Source organism: Roseateles sp. FW301-B2 (assembly GCF_058788955.1).
Genome location: NZ_JBYTBE010000004.1, coordinates 131471 through 146991 on the forward strand (window position 1 = coordinate 131471; position 15521 = coordinate 146991).

16 protein-coding genes are annotated in these 15521 nt (G+C 69.6%); 2 read left to right on the plus strand and 14 right to left on the minus strand.

The window, feature by feature from the left end; all coding sequences use genetic code 11:
• Positions 1 to 93 precede the first annotated feature (93 nt).
• Genes gspF through gspG form a run of 11 tightly spaced genes read right to left on the minus strand, consistent with a single transcriptional unit; the run spans position 94 to position 10497 of the window.
• Positions 94 to 1308, minus strand: coding sequence for a type II secretion system inner membrane protein GspF (gspF, locus tag AC3WQY_RS04845; RefSeq protein WP_492706278.1), 1215 nt, complete (start codon positions 1306 to 1308; stop codon positions 94 to 96).
• A gap of 9 nt (positions 1309 to 1317) precedes the next feature.
• Positions 1318 to 2739: a type II secretion system ATPase GspE gene (gene gspE / locus AC3WQY_RS04850; protein WP_285230871.1), complete on the minus strand. Its 1422-nt coding sequence runs from the start codon at positions 2737 to 2739 to the stop codon at positions 1318 to 1320.
• Between the two features lie 18 nt (positions 2740 to 2757).
• Positions 2758 to 4962: a type II secretion system secretin GspD gene (gspD, locus tag AC3WQY_RS04855; protein ID WP_492706281.1), complete on the minus strand. Its 2205-nt coding sequence runs from the start codon at positions 4960 to 4962 to the stop codon at positions 2758 to 2760.
• A gap of 2 nt (positions 4963 to 4964) precedes the next feature.
• Complete coding sequence (gene gspN, locus AC3WQY_RS04860; protein WP_492706283.1) at positions 4965 to 5813, minus strand: type II secretion system protein N; 849 nt, start codon at positions 5811 to 5813, stop codon at positions 4965 to 4967.
• Positions 5810 to 6343, minus strand: a complete 534-nt coding sequence (locus tag AC3WQY_RS04865) for a type II secretion system protein M (RefSeq protein ID WP_492706285.1) — start codon at positions 6341 to 6343, stop codon at positions 5810 to 5812. The genes gspN and AC3WQY_RS04865 overlap by 4 nt, the downstream gene beginning before the upstream one ends.
• Positions 6340 to 7605, minus strand: a complete 1266-nt coding sequence (gene gspL, locus AC3WQY_RS04870) for a type II secretion system protein GspL (protein WP_492706287.1) — start codon at positions 7603 to 7605, stop codon at positions 6340 to 6342. Before gspL ends, AC3WQY_RS04865 begins: the two co-directional genes overlap by 4 nt.
• Positions 7606 to 7655: 50 nt before the next feature.
• The gene (gspK, locus tag AC3WQY_RS04875; protein WP_285230876.1) at positions 7656 to 8621 is read right to left on the minus strand and encodes a type II secretion system minor pseudopilin GspK; all 966 of its coding nucleotides are present in this window, start codon (positions 8619 to 8621) and stop codon (positions 7656 to 7658) included.
• The gene (locus AC3WQY_RS04880; protein ID WP_492706289.1) at positions 8618 to 9244 is read right to left on the minus strand and encodes a type II secretion system protein GspJ; all 627 of its coding nucleotides are present in this window, start codon (positions 9242 to 9244) and stop codon (positions 8618 to 8620) included. The genes gspK and AC3WQY_RS04880 overlap by 4 nt, the downstream gene beginning before the upstream one ends.
• Positions 9244 to 9612, minus strand: coding sequence for a type II secretion system minor pseudopilin GspI (gene gspI, locus AC3WQY_RS04885; RefSeq protein WP_285230878.1), 369 nt, complete (start codon positions 9610 to 9612; stop codon positions 9244 to 9246). The genes AC3WQY_RS04880 and gspI overlap by 1 nt, the downstream gene beginning before the upstream one ends.
• Positions 9609 to 10079, minus strand: a complete 471-nt coding sequence (locus AC3WQY_RS04890; RefSeq protein ID WP_285230879.1) for a prepilin-type N-terminal cleavage/methylation domain-containing protein — start codon at positions 10077 to 10079, stop codon at positions 9609 to 9611. Before AC3WQY_RS04890 ends, gspI begins: the two co-directional genes overlap by 4 nt.
• The gene (gene gspG / locus AC3WQY_RS04895) at positions 10063 to 10497 is read right to left on the minus strand and encodes a type II secretion system major pseudopilin GspG (protein ID WP_492706292.1); all 435 of its coding nucleotides are present in this window, start codon (positions 10495 to 10497) and stop codon (positions 10063 to 10065) included. The genes AC3WQY_RS04890 and gspG overlap by 17 nt, the downstream gene beginning before the upstream one ends.
• 93 nt (positions 10498 to 10590) lie before the next feature.
• Between gspG and AC3WQY_RS04900 the strand changes: the two genes are divergently transcribed.
• Positions 10591 to 11241, plus strand: a complete 651-nt coding sequence (locus tag AC3WQY_RS04900; RefSeq protein ID WP_492706293.1) for a type II secretion system protein N — start codon at positions 10591 to 10593, stop codon at positions 11239 to 11241.
• Here AC3WQY_RS04900 and AC3WQY_RS04905 read toward each other — a convergent pair.
• Together AC3WQY_RS04905 and ilvA are read right to left on the minus strand one after the other, a co-directional pair.
• A complete protein-coding gene (locus AC3WQY_RS04905) occupies positions 11227 to 12294 on the minus strand; it encodes a nicotinate-nucleotide--dimethylbenzimidazole phosphoribosyltransferase (RefSeq protein WP_492706294.1) in 1068 nt (355 codons plus the stop codon). The two genes, AC3WQY_RS04900 and AC3WQY_RS04905, sit on opposite strands and share 15 nt — an antisense overlap.
• Positions 12295 to 12389: 95 nt before the next feature.
• Complete coding sequence (gene ilvA / locus AC3WQY_RS04910) at positions 12390 to 13919, minus strand: threonine ammonia-lyase, biosynthetic (protein ID WP_492706351.1); 1530 nt, start codon at positions 13917 to 13919, stop codon at positions 12390 to 12392.
• Positions 13920 to 14260: 341 nt separating this feature from the next.
• Between ilvA and AC3WQY_RS04915 the strand changes: the two genes are divergently transcribed.
• Positions 14261 to 14683 (plus strand): OsmC family protein, encoded by a 423-nt coding sequence (locus AC3WQY_RS04915; RefSeq protein WP_492706295.1) that lies wholly within the window; start codon positions 14261 to 14263, stop codon positions 14681 to 14683.
• On the opposite strand, the gene coq7 is transcribed toward AC3WQY_RS04915, so the two are convergent.
• Positions 14680 to 15321 carry a 2-polyprenyl-3-methyl-6-methoxy-1,4-benzoquinone monooxygenase gene (gene coq7, locus AC3WQY_RS04920; protein ID WP_492706296.1) on the minus strand — a complete coding sequence of 214 codons (642 nt, stop codon included), beginning with the start codon at positions 15319 to 15321 and terminating at the stop codon, positions 14680 to 14682. The two genes, AC3WQY_RS04915 and coq7, sit on opposite strands and share 4 nt — an antisense overlap.
• Positions 15322 to 15521 lie beyond the last annotated feature (200 nt).

A 15521-nucleotide genomic window follows, 5' to 3' on the forward strand; every position in this document is an offset into this window, starting at 1 on the left:
GACTCCTGGTTGAGGCAGGAGGCCAGTTTCGAAAGCCCAGGTTGCAAACAGACTTCAGCCGCGATGCGGCTGCGTTGCGTTTGTTTCAGCGCCCTACTTGACCCAGGTGTTCAGCTGGATGATGGGCTGCAGCACCGCTAGTACGATGGTCATCACCACCCCGCCCATGGCCACGATCAGCAGCGGTTCCAGCAGCGAGGCGGCGGCCATGGCGCGGCGCTTCACCTCGGTGCCCAGCTGGCGCGCGGCGCGCTCCAGCATCGCCGGCAACTGGCCGGTCTGCTCGCCCAGGCGCGCAAACATCGCGAGGATGCCGGGGAAGCGCTTCTTGCCCGCCAGCGCCGAACCCAGCGGCGCACCCTCGCGCACCTGCACCAGCGCGTCCAGCGCATCGGCGCGCATGGCGCGGTTGGAGAGCGTCTCGGCCGCCGCCTGCAAGGCCTTCAGGATCGGCACGCCGGCGCCCGCCAGCATCGCCAGCGTGCCGGCAAAGCGTGCCGCGTTGTAGCCGCGCGCGAGCCGCCCGATCACCGGCAGGCCCAGCGTGGCGGCGTCGAAGCGTTCGCGGAAGGCCTCGCGCCGCAGCGCCAGCTTGAGCGCCACGCCGGCGCCGACCAGCCCGGCCAGCATGGCCCAGCCCCACATGCGCACGAACTCGGAGATCGCCAGCATCGCCACCGTCAGAAAGGGCAGGCTGCGCTTGGAGCTGGTGAACACGCTGGCCACCTGCGGCACCACATAGGTGACCAGGAAGATCACGATGATGACGGCCACCAGCGAGACGATGGCCGGGTAGGCCATCGCGCCGATCAGCTCGCCGCGCAGCGCCTGGCGCTCCTCCAGATCGTCGGCCAGCCGTTCCAGCACCGGACCCAGGGCGCCGCTCTGCTCGCCCGCCGCAACCACGGCGCGGTAGACATCGTCGAACTCGCGCGGTGCGCTGGCCAGCGCGCGCGCAAACGGCGAACCGGCATTCACCTCGGACTTCAGCTGCGCCAGCAACTCCCTCTGGCGCTGGTCTTCGCTCTCGTCGGCCAGGGCCGTGAGGGCGCGCTCCAGCGGCAGGCCGGCGGCCACCAGGCCGGCCAGCTGGCGCGTCCAGACCGCCAGCGCGGTGGCGCCGAAGACGCGGCTGCTGAAGCGGTTGCTGCCCCCCTCGGCGCCATGCTGCTGCACCTGCTGCACGCTCAGCGGCGTGAGCGCCATGCCGCGCAGCTGCGCGCGCGCGCTGCGCGGGTTGTCGGCCTCGATGATGCCCTGGGTGCTGCGGCCCGCGGCGTTGAGCGCTTCGTACTTGTAGGCGGCCATGGCTGGGGCTTACTCGCGAGTCACCCGCAGTACCTCTTCGGCCGAGGTGATGCCGGCGGCCACCAGGCGCTCGCCGTCCTCGCGCATCGAGCGCAGGCCGGCCGCCTGGGCGGCCTGGAACAGCTCGCGTTCCTCGGCGCGGCTGTGTACCAGATGGCGCACCTCGTCATTGGCCACCATCAGCTCGTAGACGCCGGTGCGGCCCTTGTAGCCGCTGTTGCTGCAGGCCTCGCATCCGACCGGGTGGTAGCGCCCCGCATCGTCGCGGCGCTTGCACACGGGGCAGAGCTTGCGCACCAGGCGCTGGGCCAGCACGCCCAGCAGGCTGGAGCTGAGCAGGAAGGGTTCCACGCCCATGTCGATCAGGCGCGTGACGGCGCTGGGCGCGTCATTGGTGTGCAAGGTGGCCAGCACCAGGTGGCCGGTCAGCGAGGCCTGGATGGCGATCTGCGCGGTCTCGAAGTCGCGGATCTCGCCGATCATGATGACGTCCGGGTCCTGGCGCAGGATGGCGCGCAGGGCCTTCGCAAAGGTGAGGTCGATCTTGGCGTTGACCTGGGTCTGGCCGATGCCCGGCAGCTCGTACTCGATCGGGTCTTCCACCGTCAGCACATTGGTGGTGCTGGTGTCGACGGTCTGCAGCGAGGCATACAGCGTGGTGGTCTTGCCCGAGCCGGTGGGGCCGGTCACCAGCACGATGCCGTGCGGCTGCTGCACCTGGCGCTTGAAGGCGTTCAGCACGTCGCCGTCCATGCCCAGGCCTTCCAGCGTGAACTTGGATTCGGTCTTGTCGAGCAGGCGCAGCACCGCGCGCTCGCCATGCGCCGAGGGCAGGGTGGAGACGCGCACATCGATGGCGCGGCCGCCGATGCGCAGCGAGATGCGGCCGTCCTGCGGCAGGCGCTTCTCGGCGATGTCCAGCTCGGCCATGATCTTCAGGCGCGAGATCAGCGCGGCATGCAGGCCGCGGTTGGGCTGCACCACCTCGCGCAGCGTGCCGTCGACGCGAAAGCGCACCGAGCTGGCGCGCTCGTAGGGCTCGATGTGGATGTCGCTGGCACCATCCTTGGCGGCCTGGGTCAGCAGCGCGTTGAGCATGCGGATGATGGGCGCGTCGTTGGCGGCCTCCAGCAGGTCTTCCACCGCGGGCAGGTCCTGCATCATGCGCGAGAGGTCCACCGCGCTCTCCACCTCGCCCACCACCATGGCGGCGCTGGACTCGCTGCCGGCATAGGCGGCGTTGATGCGTTCGGTGAGCGCCGCGGCGGCCATGCCCTCGAAGCGGTCCACCGCGTAGACGCGCTGCACCTCGGAGAGCGTGGCCAGGCTCACCTCGGGCGTGGCCCACAGCACGAGCTGGTTGCCGTCGTCCTCCAGCAGCACATTGGCGGCCTTGGCGTAGGCGTAGGGCAGGGGGTGGCGGGTGGCCATGCTGGTTCTCGCCCGCACTCAGGGTTGCTCGGGGGCGCCGCGGCGCACCGGCGTGGTGATCACGCTGGTCTTGGGCGACTCGGGCAGCACCGGCGCGCCGGTATTGGGCAGCAGCATGCTCTCCTTGGGCTGGGCCTGCTGCTGGGTGGCGCGGATGGCCTCGTAGCGGTCCAGCGTGAGCCGGTCGGCCGCGTCCTGCGAGCGCATCACGATGGGCCGCAGGAACACCATCAGATTGGTCTTCACGCGCTTGCGGTTCTCGCTCTTGAACAGATTGCCGATGATGGGGATGCTGCCCAGGCCGGGCACCTTGTCCTCGCCATCGGTGTATTCGTCCTTCAGCAGGCCGCCCAGCACCATGATGGAGCCGTCGTCCACCACCACGGTGGTCTCGATCGAGCTCTTGTCGGTGGTGGGGCCGGAGGAGGTGGTGGAGCTGGGCACCACCGAGGAATTTTCCTGGTAGACCGTCATGCGCACCGCGCCGCCCTCGCCGATCTGGCTGCGTATGCGCAGCGTCAGGCCGACGTCCTTGCGGTCGATGGTCTGGAAGGGGTTGACCGTGCCGCCGGTGCCGGCGCCGGTGTTGGTGAAGGAGCCGGTCACGAAGGGCACGTTCTGGCCGATCACGATCTTGGCTTCCTCGTTGTCCAGCGCCACCAGATTCGGTGTCGAGAGGATGTTGGCGCCGGTCTGCTGCTCCAGGAAGTTGGCGATCGCGCCGAGCGTGTAGAAGTCGCCGATCTTCTTCAGCACGCCGACGTTCAGGCCGGTCGGAATGCCGCCCGCCGAGATCGCCGTGCCGGCGGTGGTGCGGCCACCCGCGGTGGCGGCGCTGAGGTTGAGGATGTTGGAGTTGCCGCTGCCGAAATTGGTGCCCAGGCCGGAGATCGTGCTGTCGCCCTTGTTGCCGAACAGGTTCTGCCATTGCACGCCGAAGTCGGCCACCTTGCTGGCGTCGACCTTGACGATCATCGATTCCACATAGACCTGGGCGCGGCGGCCGTCGAGCTGGTCGATGACGGCGCGGATCTGGCGGTACAGCGGCTCGGCCGCGGTGATGATGAGCGAGTTGGTCGAGGGGTCGGCCTGGATGAAGCCGCCGGTAGAGGGTGTGGGTGAGGCCCCCACCGGGGTGGTGGCCGCGGTGCTGACGCCGGTGGTGGCGCCTGCGCCGGTGTTGGTGGCGGTATTGCTCTGCTGTTGCGAGCCGGTGAGCGGGCTGCTGCCGAGCCCCGAGCCGCTGCTGCTGCCGCCGCCGGTGGCGCCGCCGGCGCCGCTGCTGAAGGCGGCGCGCAGCACGGTGGCGAGCTTCACCGCATCGGCGTTCTTCAGATAGACCACGCGGATATTGCCCGCCGCGTTGCCGACGGCGCTGGGCTGGTCCAGCTTGTCGATGATGGCGCGCACGCCGGCCAGGCGTGCCGGGTTGGGCGCGCGCAGGATCAGCGCATTGCTGCGCGGATCGGCCAGCACCGTCAGCCCGCCCGTGCTCTGGCCGGGCACCACGGCCGAGCCGACACCGCCGCCGTCGGCGAGCTTCTGCACCAGGGCGGCGATGTCCGAGGCCACCGCATGCTTGAGCGTGACGATCTCGATATCGGTGCTGGCCGAGGTGTCCATGGCGCCGATGATCTTGCCCAGGCGCTGCAGGTTTTCCGCGTAGTCGGTGATCACCAGGCTGTTGTTGCCCGGGTTGGCATTGATGGTGTTGTTGGGGCTGATCAGGGGCCGCAGCACCGCCACCAGGTTGTTGGCGTTCTCATGCTGCAGCATGAAGATCTGCGTGATGATCTGGTCGCCGCGCTGGTTGCCCTCGCCCACCGTGACGGTGCCGGACTGCAGCTTGGCATCGGCCTCGGGCACCACCTTCAGCAGGCCGGTGTTCTCCACCACCGTGAAGCCCAGGCCGCGCAGCGCGGCCAGGTAGTTCAGATAGGCCTCGCGCACCGACAGGGCCTGCTCGCTGTAGAGCGTGATCGTGCCCTTGACGCGCGGGTCGACGATGATCTGCTTGTCCAGCATCACCGCGATGGCGCGCGTCACCGCCTCGATGTCGGCGTTGACGAAGTTCAGCGTCACCGGCGTGCTGGCCTTGAGCGCCGGGCTTTGCGGGCGGGCCTGGGCCTGCAGGCCGACGGCCGGCGTGCCCAGCAGCACGGCGGTGGCCAGCGTCAGCGCCATGGGTCTTGCGTGCGTGCGTTTGCGCTGCTGCTTGTTCATGCTCATCCGATCGAGATGACCGAGCGCGCACCATTGCGCCGCCCGATGATGTTCAGTAGGTTGTTGAGTGCCGCCTCGCGTCCCGGCGCGGCACTGGCCTCGCCGAGAAAGCGCGCCTTGGCGGCACCGCCCAGCGTGCCCGAGCCGTTCAGCAGCAGCGCGCCTTCCATGGTGCTGAGCTGCAGCTGGGAGGCGCCGCTGGCGGGATCGCCACTGATGTTGAGGCGGTAGCTGCCCAGCGGCGCGAGCGTGGCGACGCGCGAGGCGAGGTTGATGAAATCGAGCTGGATGGCACCGCTCTGGCGCCAGCGCCCCTGCACCCAGTCCAGGCGCAACTCGCGCGTGGTGAGGCGCACGGAGCCGCTCAGCTGCAAGGTGTTCCAGGGCGTGCCCAGGCCGCTCAGCCAGGCGGCCGGCCAGCGCGCCTGCCAGTCGCCCTGTGCCGGCACGCTGATGGCCAGGTGTCCGAAGCCGGGCTGCAGCAGCAGCTGCATTTCGCCATTCAGGCAGCAGGCCTGGCGCAGCCGCAGGATCAAACCCAGCTGCTGCAGACCCAGCGACCATTCGAGCCGCCCGGGCAGGGCGCTGAAGTCGCGGCTGCCGGCGCCGCCCGAGAGCACCAGCACGCCGCTGCCCTGCCAGACGGTGCCGCGCGTGTCGGTCAGCAGCAGCTGCTCCTGCGTGGCGCTGGCCAGGCCGCGCGCCAGCCAGCTGGCGGGGGCGAAGGCGATCAGCGCCACCAGCGTGCCGATGAGGGCACCGATCAGCGGCCAGCGCAGGCCGATGCCGTAGCGCGCACGCGCACCGGGCTCGGCGGGCGGCCTGGCGGCGCGCAGGCTGAGCGCCTTCATGTCGGACCTCCCAGGCTCAGCACGATGCTGCCGTTGAAACCATTCGGGCCGCGCTGCAGCTGCGCCTCCACCGGGCGGGCGCGCGCGGCGCTGCGCACCTCGGTGAGCCAGGCCTGCAGGGCTTCGCTGCTGACGCCCTTGAGCGTCAGCACGGCGCGATCGGCGGTGATGTTGAGCGAGGCGGACGCGCCCAGATAGTCGCTCGCGGCCTTGAGCGCCTCGGTGGCCTGGCTCAGCGGCACGGCCGGCAGCTCGCGCAGCTCGCGGGTTTCCTGTGCCAGGCGTTGCATGTCCTGCAGCTGGGCTTCCACCGCATCGAGCTGGGCCGGCGCGCTGCGCAGGGTACGCAGCGCCGGTGCCACCGCGATGAGCCAGAACAGCAGCAGCGCCAGCGTCAGCCCGGCGGCCTGGGCGCCCAGGCGCTCGCGCGGCCCGAGCCCCTGCCAGGCGCTGACCAGCGGCGCCAACTGTTGGCGCAACTGGGCCAGTGGCCCGTCGCTGGAACGGCTGCGGTGCAAACCTGGCGTCATGATGGGCGGCCTCCCTGGTTGGCGCGACTCAGGCTCATGCGGCCGTCGTTGAGCTCGAGCTGCCAGCCCTCGCTCTGCAGTTGTTTCTTGAAGGTCTGGATCTGCGCCTCGCTCCAGCCATTGGCCGAAATCATCAGCCGGCCGGTTTCGAAGGAGAGCGCTTCCAGCGGCCCGCGGTCGCCCGGCCAGGCGGTGGCGGCGGCGGCCAGCAGGGTTTCCAGATCCTGGTCGCCGGGGCGGCCGGCGCTGGCGCGCAGCAGATCGGTCTCGCGCTGCATCTGGATCGGCGCGTCCAGCACCGCGCGTACCTGCGGGTGGCTGCGCGTGAGGATGTGGCTGAGTTCGGCGCGCCGCGCCTCCAGCAGGCCGCGCTGCTGCCAGGCCCACAGGTTCAGGCCCAGCAGATGCACCAGCAGCAGGCCCGCCAGGGCCCAGCGTACCGGGCGCCACTGGCGATGCAGAAAGGCGCGCACCAGCTGGCGCACCGCGCGCAGGCCGCGCGTGCGCGGTGCCAGCTCGAACTGGCGCAGATTCCAGGGGCATTGCAGGGCGGCGAGGGCACGCTGGGCCGCGGTCTGCGGGCTCACGGTGGTGCCCAGCCAGCGTTCGGCGGCGGCGGCCAGCTCGGGCTCGGCGTTCCAGCGCGCCGCCTGCACCACGCCGGGCGCAAACAGGTTGCGGGCAAAGCTGCCCTCCAGCCGCAGGGTGCTGACGCCATCGGCGGCGCTCCAGCGCAGCGCGAGCGCCTCGCTGTCGGGCGCATCGGCGATGCCAAAGAAATGGCCCTGCGCACTGGCATCGGGCCAGGACAGGGGCAGCACACGGTCCACCGCGACATGGGCCTGGTCCAGCGCGGCCAGGTGCTCGCTCAACCAGGCGCGCGCCAGCACCGCCACCCAGGCATGGTCGCCGCCCATGGCCTCGGGTTCGATGGCGAAGTGCAGGCCCTCGGGGTCGTCCAGCAGCAGATCCTCCATCTGCCCGGCCAGGGCGGCGCGCAGGCGCTTGCCCTTGGCCCTGGGCAGCTGCAGCTGGTGCCAGCTGAGTTCGGCGTCGCCGACCAGGGCCACCACGTTGTCGGCCTTGGGCAGTTGGCCGGCAGGGCGCCGGCCCTCCGAGGCCAGGCTCAGGCCGTCGTCGCTGTAGAGGTAGTCGTATTCCGGGCCCTGCTCGCCACGCGGCAGCCCCTCGCCCGGGCCGGGCGGGCGCGCCTGTGTGCGCAAGCGGCTGCGCGTGGGCAAATAGATGAGGAGGGTGCTCATGGACGATGGTCTCGGTGCGGCATTCTAGGAGGCTATCCCGGGTGGCTGGCTCATCGCGAACCCTCCAGCACCAGATTGACACGTTCGCGGCTCAAGACCTGGATCTCGCGGCCGACACGCCGCACCAGCGAGCGCTCTTCCAGCACGCGCTCGTCCAGGCGCAGGCGGCCCATCACGATGAAGTAGTCGGTCTTCACCGCGGCGCGCTCGTTGCTCAGCGGCACATTGGGCGGCAGGTAGGCGCGCAACTCTTCGATGCTGCGCAGCGGCGCGGCCTTGCGCGCCTGCACGACGCGCTCGGCGGTGGCGAGGTCGGTGTTGAAGACCGCCGCGATCACCTCGCGCGGCGCCGTGTTCACGTTCACCGGGGTGGCGGTGGGCAGCAGGGTGACCCAGGGACGCAGGCGTTCCACGCTCTCGGGCTGCAGGCCCAGCCAGCTCAGCTGGGCGAGGCTCTTCGGCTGCAGCAGGCCGTCGCTGTTGTCCTCGTTCTTGGCAAAGGCCAGGCGCAGCTTCTGCGCCAGCAGCGCGGCCACGTCGTTGCTGAGGCCGGCGCTCTCGCACAGCCGCACCAGCGTGGCCAGCTCCTGGGCGGCGCCGGGCGAGCTCGGGTCGCTGACGACCAGGTTGCGCAGGTTGTACTGGGCCTGGGCGTCGTGGATGCTGCCGGACAGAAAGGCCTCCGGGCCGTCGTCGGCATTGCCCTTGTCGGCCGCCAGAAAGGTGCTCAAGCGGGCCTCGGCCAGGGGCACGGCCCAGGGCTCGCCCAGATGGTCGGTTTCGGGCTCGTTGCCGACGCGGCGCGCATCCTCGGCCAGGATCAGGCGCGCCCAGTCGAGCGCGCCGCGCAGGATCCAGCTGGCCTGGGCACGCGCGCGCTCGGCCGCCTCGATCTGCACCGCGCGGTACTGGCGCCACACCATGCCGGCCGCCAGGCTGCTTACCATCGCCACGATCAGCATCGCGGTGAGCAGGGCCGCCCCGGCTTGCCGGCCCATCCGTTGCAGGGGCCTCATGTGCCGGGCTCCAGCAGTACCTGGCGCGTCAGCGGTCCGCCGAAGCCGCTGCCGGGCGCGAATTGCAGGATCACGCGCACGCCGCTGGGCAGGGGCTGGCTGCCACCAGCGCCCGACGCAGCCGGGCCGGGCGCCTGCACATCGCCGCTGGATTGCGCATTGGTCCAGGCATTCACGCGGTAGTAGTAGAGCTGCCAGCCGGCCAAGCCCTCCAGCGCGCGCAGCTGGCCGGCGTCCTGGGCCCAGGCCTGCAGGCTGCGCTGGTAGCTCTCGTTGAGCGCCGATTGCGTGGCGGCGGGCGCGCCGGCCCAGCGGTAGAGCTGGCCGTTGCGCAGGCTCCAGGCCACCACCTGCAGGCCCTGGGCATGGGTGCGGGTGATGCGCAGGGTGGAGCCGTCGAAGGCCAGGGGCGGGACGCGGCCGCTGTCCTGCACCGCGTGCAGGTCCTGCTCCCATTGCGCCAGCACGGTCTGCAGGCGCGCGCTGCGCTCCAGGCTGGCCTGGCTGACCTCGCGCGTGCGCATGATGGCGTCGATGCCGCGCCAGGACATCACCGCCATGGTGGCCATGATGAGCAGGGCCACCAGCACTTCGATGAGGGTGAAGCCGCGATCCTGCCGCATCAGTAGCGCGCCATGATGGTGGAGATGCTCAGCAAGACCTGACCCTCGGCGTCGCGCATCACCGCCTCGACGCGCCGGAAGCTGGGGTTGGGCGTGGGCCGCACGACTAGGCGGCCGAGGTAATGCAGGCCCAGCTGCTCGCAGGCGAATTCGCTGTCGCCCACGCCGGGGAACTGCTTGCCCAGGCGCATCTCGGTGAGCTGGTTCTCGGCGCACCACTGGGCCGAGCCGATCTTGGCCAGGCGCTCGGCATTGCCGGTCAGGGCGCCCGCCGCCTTGATGCCGGCGCCCAGGGTGATGGCCACGATGGTGAGCGAGACCAGCACCTCGATGAGGGTGAAGCCGCGCGCGGCCTGGCGCGCGCTCATGGCGCAGCGCCACCGTCATGGCGCACCTCGAAGGGGCCCATGCCGTCGGTGGTCACCCAGATGCGCTCCTGGCCAAGGCGCAGCAGCACGCTCTGCGCGCCAATCAGCGGCTCGGGGCCCAGCACCAGCGCCGTGGCGCGCTGGATGTCCACCCCGACCGGCGCGCCCAGCCAGCGGCTGGGCAGGGCGATGCGGGCCGGCAGGCCCTGGAAGCGGAAATCGTCGCCCGAGGCGTCGCGCACCGGCCGCCAGCTCACGCTCAGGCCGGCCGCGCGCGCCTCGGCGCGTGCGGTCTCGAGCAGGGCGGCGAGGCGCTCGGCCTCGCGCTGCAGCTGTGCCTCGGCGGGGTCGCGCATCGCCATGGTGACGGTGGCGGCGGCGATCGCGATCAGCGCGACCACCACCAGCAACTCGATCAGGCTGAAGCCGCGCGCGCTGCCTGGCCGGGGCTTATTGCCAGGAGCCAATGTCCGCGTCGTTGCCTTCGCCGCCGGCACGTCCGTCAGCGCCGAAGCTGTAGACATCGATTTCACCCTTCACGCCCGGGTTGGCGTACTGGTAGGGACGACCCCAGGGATCATTGGGGAGCTTTTCCACATAGGGCTTCCAGTTCGGCGGCGTGGGCCCGCTGGTGGGCTTGCGCACCAGCGACTCCAGGCCCTGCTCGGCGGTGGGGTAGCGCTGGTTGTCGAGCTTGTAGAGCTTGAGCGCCTGCATCAGGTTGTTGACGTCGGTGCGCGCGGCGGTGACGCGGGCGTCGTCGGCGCGGTTCAGCACATTGGGCACGATCAGCGCGGCCAGCACGCCGATGATGACCAGCACCACCAGCAGTTCAATCAAGGTGAAGCCGCGCTGGCGCAGGCCGAGAGGTTGAGGTCTATGCATGGTGATAGGCCGTAAGCCTTGAAGTGGGGTCAGGTGTTGACCGGCATGATGCCAGTGGCCGGTACCGGATGTCGCTTGAATCATAATCGGCTCATGCTTGCGCGAACGATGGCTTTACTCATGTGGGGGCTGCTGGCCTGCAGCGGCGGCTACTGGCTGCTCAAACTCGGCCCGAGTGCCATGCCGACACCGGCCGGCGCGCTCAGCGCCGGCGACCGCGGCGTGGTGCAGGCCGACCTGAGCCGCTTGTTCGGCGCCAGCGCCAGCGAGCCGGCCGAAACGCCGGCCCAGCCGGCGGCCGAGAGCCGCTTCAAGCTGCTGGGCGTGGTGGCGCCCAAGCGCGCGGGCGCCTGGAATGCCGGCGAGGGCGTGGCCCTGCTGACGGTGGACGGCGGCCCGCCGCGCACGGTGCGGGTGGGGGCGATGCTGGACGGCGAATACAGCCTGCTGGCGGTGGAGGCCCGCAGCGTGACCCTGGGCCGCGCCGGCGTGCCGGCGTTCTCGCTGCAGCTCGCGCCGCCCACCGAGGCGGCCGCGGGCACGCTGCCGGTGGCGGCGCCATCGCCGGTGATCCTGGGAGGGAATGCGGGCAACGGGCCGCCGATCGGCAATGGCGGGCCGCCGCCGCTGGCGGTGGGCAATATGCCGCTGCCGCCCATGCAGTCCGTGCCGCTGCCGAATGCGCCGGAGCCGAACTCGGTGCCGCTGCGCCAGCCCTTGCAGCAAGGCCTAGAAACGCGATGACGCGACGGCCAGCTGGTTGGGGCGGGTGGTGGGCGGGCCCTCGCCGAAGTCCCGCACCTCGGTGAGCAGGGCCGCGGCGCTGCGTATCAGCGGCCAGGCCAGCGCCGAGCCGGTACCGTCGGCCGCCTCCATGCCCAGCTCCAGCAGGGCCGAGGCGTGGAAGAGGGCGAAGGCCTCGTCGAGGCCGCGATGCGTCTTGCTGCGGCAGAACACCGCGTAGTCCGTCACCGGCGGCGCGATCATGGCCGCGACCTTGAGCGCGGCACAGGCGGCGATGCCGTCCACCAGGATCAGATGACGCTTGCTGGCACCCACCAGCATGGCGCCCACCATCACGGCGGTCTCGAAACCACCGAAGGCGGCCAGCACTTCCATCGGATCGCTGACGTCGCGGTGCCGGCCCTGGGCGCTGTGCAGGACCACCAGCAGATGGGCCAGATCGTCCTGGCGCATATCGGGCCCTGACACCACCAGCTCGCGCACCGGCATGTCCACCAGCCGCGAGAGGATCAGGGCACCGGCCTCGTCGGCGCCCTGGCCGAGGGCCGCGCAGGCCAGCACATTGCCGCTCAGGTTGTCGGAAATCTCCATGCCCACGCGTACGCCGGCATGCGCCTGTTCCATGCTCATCGCCTGGCCCACGCGCGAGTTCCGCGTGCCATGCGCGATCTTGCGCGCCAGCAGGCGCGGGTGGGGTGGCAGCGATTCGGCAATGCCGCAGTCCACCACGCTCAGCTGCATGCCCTGCAGGCGCGCGAACACCGCGCAGGGCAGGCGATTCTGCAGCGCCAGCAAGGCGTGCTCGCGCGTGGTGCGGCCCTGCAGCTTGCCGATGCCGTCCACGGCCAGGCCATGGTCGGCGGCGAACAGCGCCAGGGTGGGGTCGCGGAAGCGCGGCGTGAGGGTGTTCTGGATCAGGCCCAGCCGCACGGCCAAGGGCTCCAGCTCGCCCAGCCCACCGCTCAACGCGGCCGAGCGCTCGATGCGCTCGCGCAGCGAACGCTCGAGGTCGGGATTGGCGGTGGGTGAAATCAGCGATTGGTGGATGGACATGGGAGGCCGGTGCGGCAGCTTGCGCTCGCCAGGCTGCCTATTCTGTGCGATCTCTCACACAAACATATCGGCAAATGCCCTTCTCGGGCAGCGCGTCAGCGCAGGAAGAGGCGGTATACCGGGTTGTTGGTCTCGTCCACGAAGGGGTAGTTGAGCGTCTCCAGGAATTCGCGCAGCGCCGCGTTGTCGCCGCGCGGCACCTGGATGCCCACCAGGATGCGGCCGTAGTCGGCGCCCTGGTTGCGGTAGTGGAACAGGCTGATGTTCCAGTTCGGATGCATGCTGGAGAGGAAGCGCATCAGCGCGCCCGGGCGCTCGGGGAAGATGAAGCGGTAGAGGCGCTCGTTGCGTGCCAGCTCGGTGCGGCCACCCACCATATGGCGGATGTGCAGCTTGGCGAGCTCGTTGTCGGTGAGGTTTTCGGTGGCGAAACCCTGTTTCTCCAGCGTGCGCGCCAGCTTGTCGGCCTCGTCGCGCTTGTGCACCGCCAGGCCCACGAACACATGGGCGCGCTCGGCGTCCGAGATGCGGTAGTTGAACTCGGTCACGCTGCGCGGCCCGATCAGCTCGCAGAAGCGCTTGAAGCTGCCGCGCTCCTCCGGGATGGTGACGGCGAACAGCGCCTCGCGCTGCTCACCCACCTCGGCGCGCTCGGCCACGAAGCGCAGGCGGTCGAAGTTCATATTGGCACCGCAGGTGATGGCGATGAAGGTCTGGCCCTTGCAGCCCTTGTCCTTCACGTACTGCTTCACCGCGGCCACGCCCAGGGCGCCGGCCGGTTCCAGGATGCTGCGAGTGTCTTCGAACACGTCCTTGATGGCGGCGCAGACGGCATCGGTGTCGACGAGCACAAAGTCGTCCACCAGCGCGCGCGTGATGCGGAAGGTCTCCTCGCCCACCAGCTTGACGGCCGTGCCATCCGAGAACAGGCCCACATCGGCCAGCTGCACGCGCTTGCCGGCCTTCACCGAGCGTGCCATCGCGTCCGAGTCCTTGGTCTGCACGCCGATCACCTTGATCTCCGGCCGCACCGCCTTGATGTAGGCGGCGACGCCCGAGATCAGGCCACCGCCGCCGATGGCGACGAAGATGGCGTCGATCGGCCCCTGGTGCTGGCGCAGCAGTTCCACCGCGACGGTGCCCTGGCCGGCGATCACATCGGGGTCGTCAAAGGGGTGGACGAAGGTGAGGCCCTGGGCCTTCTCAAGCTCGAGGGCATGACCGTAGGCGTCGCTATAGGAGTCGCCGAACAGCACCGCCTCACCGCCATGGCTTTGCACCGCGTCGATCTTGACCTTGGGCGTGGTCACCGGCATCACGATGACGGCGCGGCAACCCAGTTTCCTGGCCGACAGCGCCACACCCTGGGCATGGTTACCGGCGGAGGCGCAGATCACGCCCTTGTCGAGCTGTTCGCGGCTCAGATGCACCATCTTGTTGTAGGCGCCGCGCAGCTTGAAGGAGAACACGGGCTGCTGGTCCTCGCGCTTCAGCAGCACCTTGTTGCCCAGGCGCTTGGAGAGGTTCTTGGCCGGATCCAGCGAGGTCTCGATCGCGACGTCGTACACCTTGGCATTCAGAATGCGCTGCAGATAGCTGTTGTCCGCGGGAATCAGCGCGGGCATGGGCGGCTGCTTGGGGTTGCGCGACTTGGCGGGGCCTGGCATGAATGCTCTCCAATGCGTGAAGCTGTTGCAGTGCACCATCATAAGTCAGGGGTCTGGCCCGGCCTTTTCACCGCGTCAGGGCGAAAAAAAGCCCGGGGCCGTGAGGCCTCGGGCTGAATCCACCATGGAGGCGGTGGAGGAGACAAAAGGTGCCAGTCAACACACAGTCCGCATACGTTTGCGCTTGGATTGGCTGGCTTGCTTAGAATTCTACGACCAGGCCATGTTGCATCGCAATAAATTTGCGTGCTGGCATTGGAGGAAGTTCTCTAGATAGACGATCCCGACCGGAGCGCAGGATGGAATGCACGATCAATTGGATGGGCGAGCAAGGCATGGCTTTCGTGGCCGAGACCGGCAGCGGTCACTTGCTGACCATGGACGGCGCGCCTGACGGCGGCGGACACAATCTGGCCCCGCGCCCGATGGAAACGGTGTTGGCCGGCACCGGCGGCTGCACCGCCTATGACGTGGTGCTGATTCTCAAACGCGGTCGGCACGACGTGCGCGGCTGCCAGGTCAAACTCAGCGCCGAGCGTGCGGCCATCGAGCCCAAGGTCTTCACGAAGATACATATGCATTTCGTGGTGCAGGGCCGCGGCCTCAATAAGGCGGTGGTGGAGCGTGCGGTGGCTCTGTCGCACGAGAAATACTGCTCGGCCAGCATCATGCTGGGCAAGACGGCCGAGATCACGACCTCGGTGGAACTCGTCGAGGTCTAGATATGGTGAGCGGTGCGCGTCATGACGCGTGCCGCCAGACGCATCAGGCCGCGGACCGGCGCGGGCAATTCGAGCGCGCCGGCCTGCATGGCCTCTTCCGCATGGGCGGCTTCTTCCTGCTGCATCTTGGCCACAATCGCCCGGGAGGGCCGGTCGGCGGCGGGCAGGCGATCCAGATGGCTGGCGAGATGGGCCTCCACCTGCCGCTCCGTCTCGACCACAAAGCCCAGGCTCAGCCGGTCGCCCAGCAGTCCGGCCGCCACGCCGATGCCGAAGGCGCCGGCATACCAAAGCGGGGTCAGGTAACTGCTGTGGGCGTTCAGCTCGGCCAGGCGCTGACGCGTCCACACCAGATGGTCTACCTCTTCCTCGGCGGCGCGCTCGAAGTGGTGGCGCAGGGTCGCATCGCTGGTCACGAGTGCTTGCGAACGGTAGAGCGCCTGTGCACAGACCTCGCCGACATGATTGACGCGCATCAGCGCGCCCGCGAGTTGGCCGTCTTCGTCCGACAGCTCGGCTTTGAGCCCCGCCGCAGGCGAGGGCCGGCGGCCGGCATGTGCGCCGGTCATGGTACGCAAGGCGTGGTCGGCCGACGAGATCAGTCGGTCGGCGAAGTTGAGGTGGGCGGCGGGGTTCATGCTGAGGCGGGGCATGGTGTCTAGCGTGGGCTCATGGCAGGCAGTGTACGAGCCCGGTAGCCGCCACAACCCCTGTTGAGGGTTTTCCTTTGCGGGATTTGCCTGAGTTTTGTGACAGGTTTTTTATGCTTGCGAGACGTTGCCCTCCGGCAACGGAAGGCCCCAATTTGCATGCCGTTTATGGCCAGGGCCGCCGGGCT

What these genes read in the sequence shown, in the direction of transcription:
- ilvA (WP_492706351.1), bottom strand. Translation starts at nt 13,919, where the DNA reads ATGCCCGCGCTGATTCCCGCGGACAACAGCTATCTGCAGCGCATTCTG.
- gspF (WP_492706278.1), bottom strand. Translation starts at nt 1,308, where the DNA reads ATGGCCGCCTACAAGTACGAAGCGCTCAACGCCGCGGGCCGCAGCACC.
- coq7 (WP_492706296.1), bottom strand. Translation starts at nt 15,321, where the DNA reads ATGAACCCCGCCGCCCACCTCAACTTCGCCGACCGACTGATCTCGTCG.
- gspL (WP_492706287.1), bottom strand. Translation starts at nt 7,605, where the DNA reads ATGAGCACCCTCCTCATCTATTTGCCCACGCGCAGCCGCTTGCGCACA.
- AC3WQY_RS04905 (WP_492706294.1), bottom strand. Translation starts at nt 12,294, where the DNA reads ATGTCCATCCACCAATCGCTGATTTCACCCACCGCCAATCCCGACCTC.
- gspD (WP_492706281.1), bottom strand. Translation starts at nt 4,962, where the DNA reads ATGAACAAGCAGCAGCGCAAACGCACGCACGCAAGACCCATGGCGCTG.
- AC3WQY_RS04865 (WP_492706285.1), bottom strand. Translation starts at nt 6,343, where the DNA reads ATGACGCCAGGTTTGCACCGCAGCCGTTCCAGCGACGGGCCACTGGCC.
- gspE (WP_285230871.1), bottom strand. Translation starts at nt 2,739, where the DNA reads ATGGCCACCCGCCACCCCCTGCCCTACGCCTACGCCAAGGCCGCCAAT.
- gspI (WP_285230878.1), bottom strand. Translation starts at nt 9,612, where the DNA reads ATGAGCGCGCGCCAGGCCGCGCGCGGCTTCACCCTCATCGAGGTGCTG.
- gspN (WP_492706283.1), bottom strand. Translation starts at nt 5,813, where the DNA reads ATGAAGGCGCTCAGCCTGCGCGCCGCCAGGCCGCCCGCCGAGCCCGGT.
- AC3WQY_RS04880 (WP_492706289.1), bottom strand. Translation starts at nt 9,244, where the DNA reads ATGCGGCAGGATCGCGGCTTCACCCTCATCGAAGTGCTGGTGGCCCTG.
- gspK (WP_285230876.1), bottom strand. Translation starts at nt 8,621, where the DNA reads ATGAGGCCCCTGCAACGGATGGGCCGGCAAGCCGGGGCGGCCCTGCTC.
- gspG (WP_492706292.1), bottom strand. Translation starts at nt 10,497, where the DNA reads ATGCATAGACCTCAACCTCTCGGCCTGCGCCAGCGCGGCTTCACCTTG.
- AC3WQY_RS04900 (WP_492706293.1), top strand. Translation starts at nt 10,591, where the DNA reads ATGCTTGCGCGAACGATGGCTTTACTCATGTGGGGGCTGCTGGCCTGC.
- AC3WQY_RS04915 (WP_492706295.1), top strand. Translation starts at nt 14,261, where the DNA reads ATGGAATGCACGATCAATTGGATGGGCGAGCAAGGCATGGCTTTCGTG.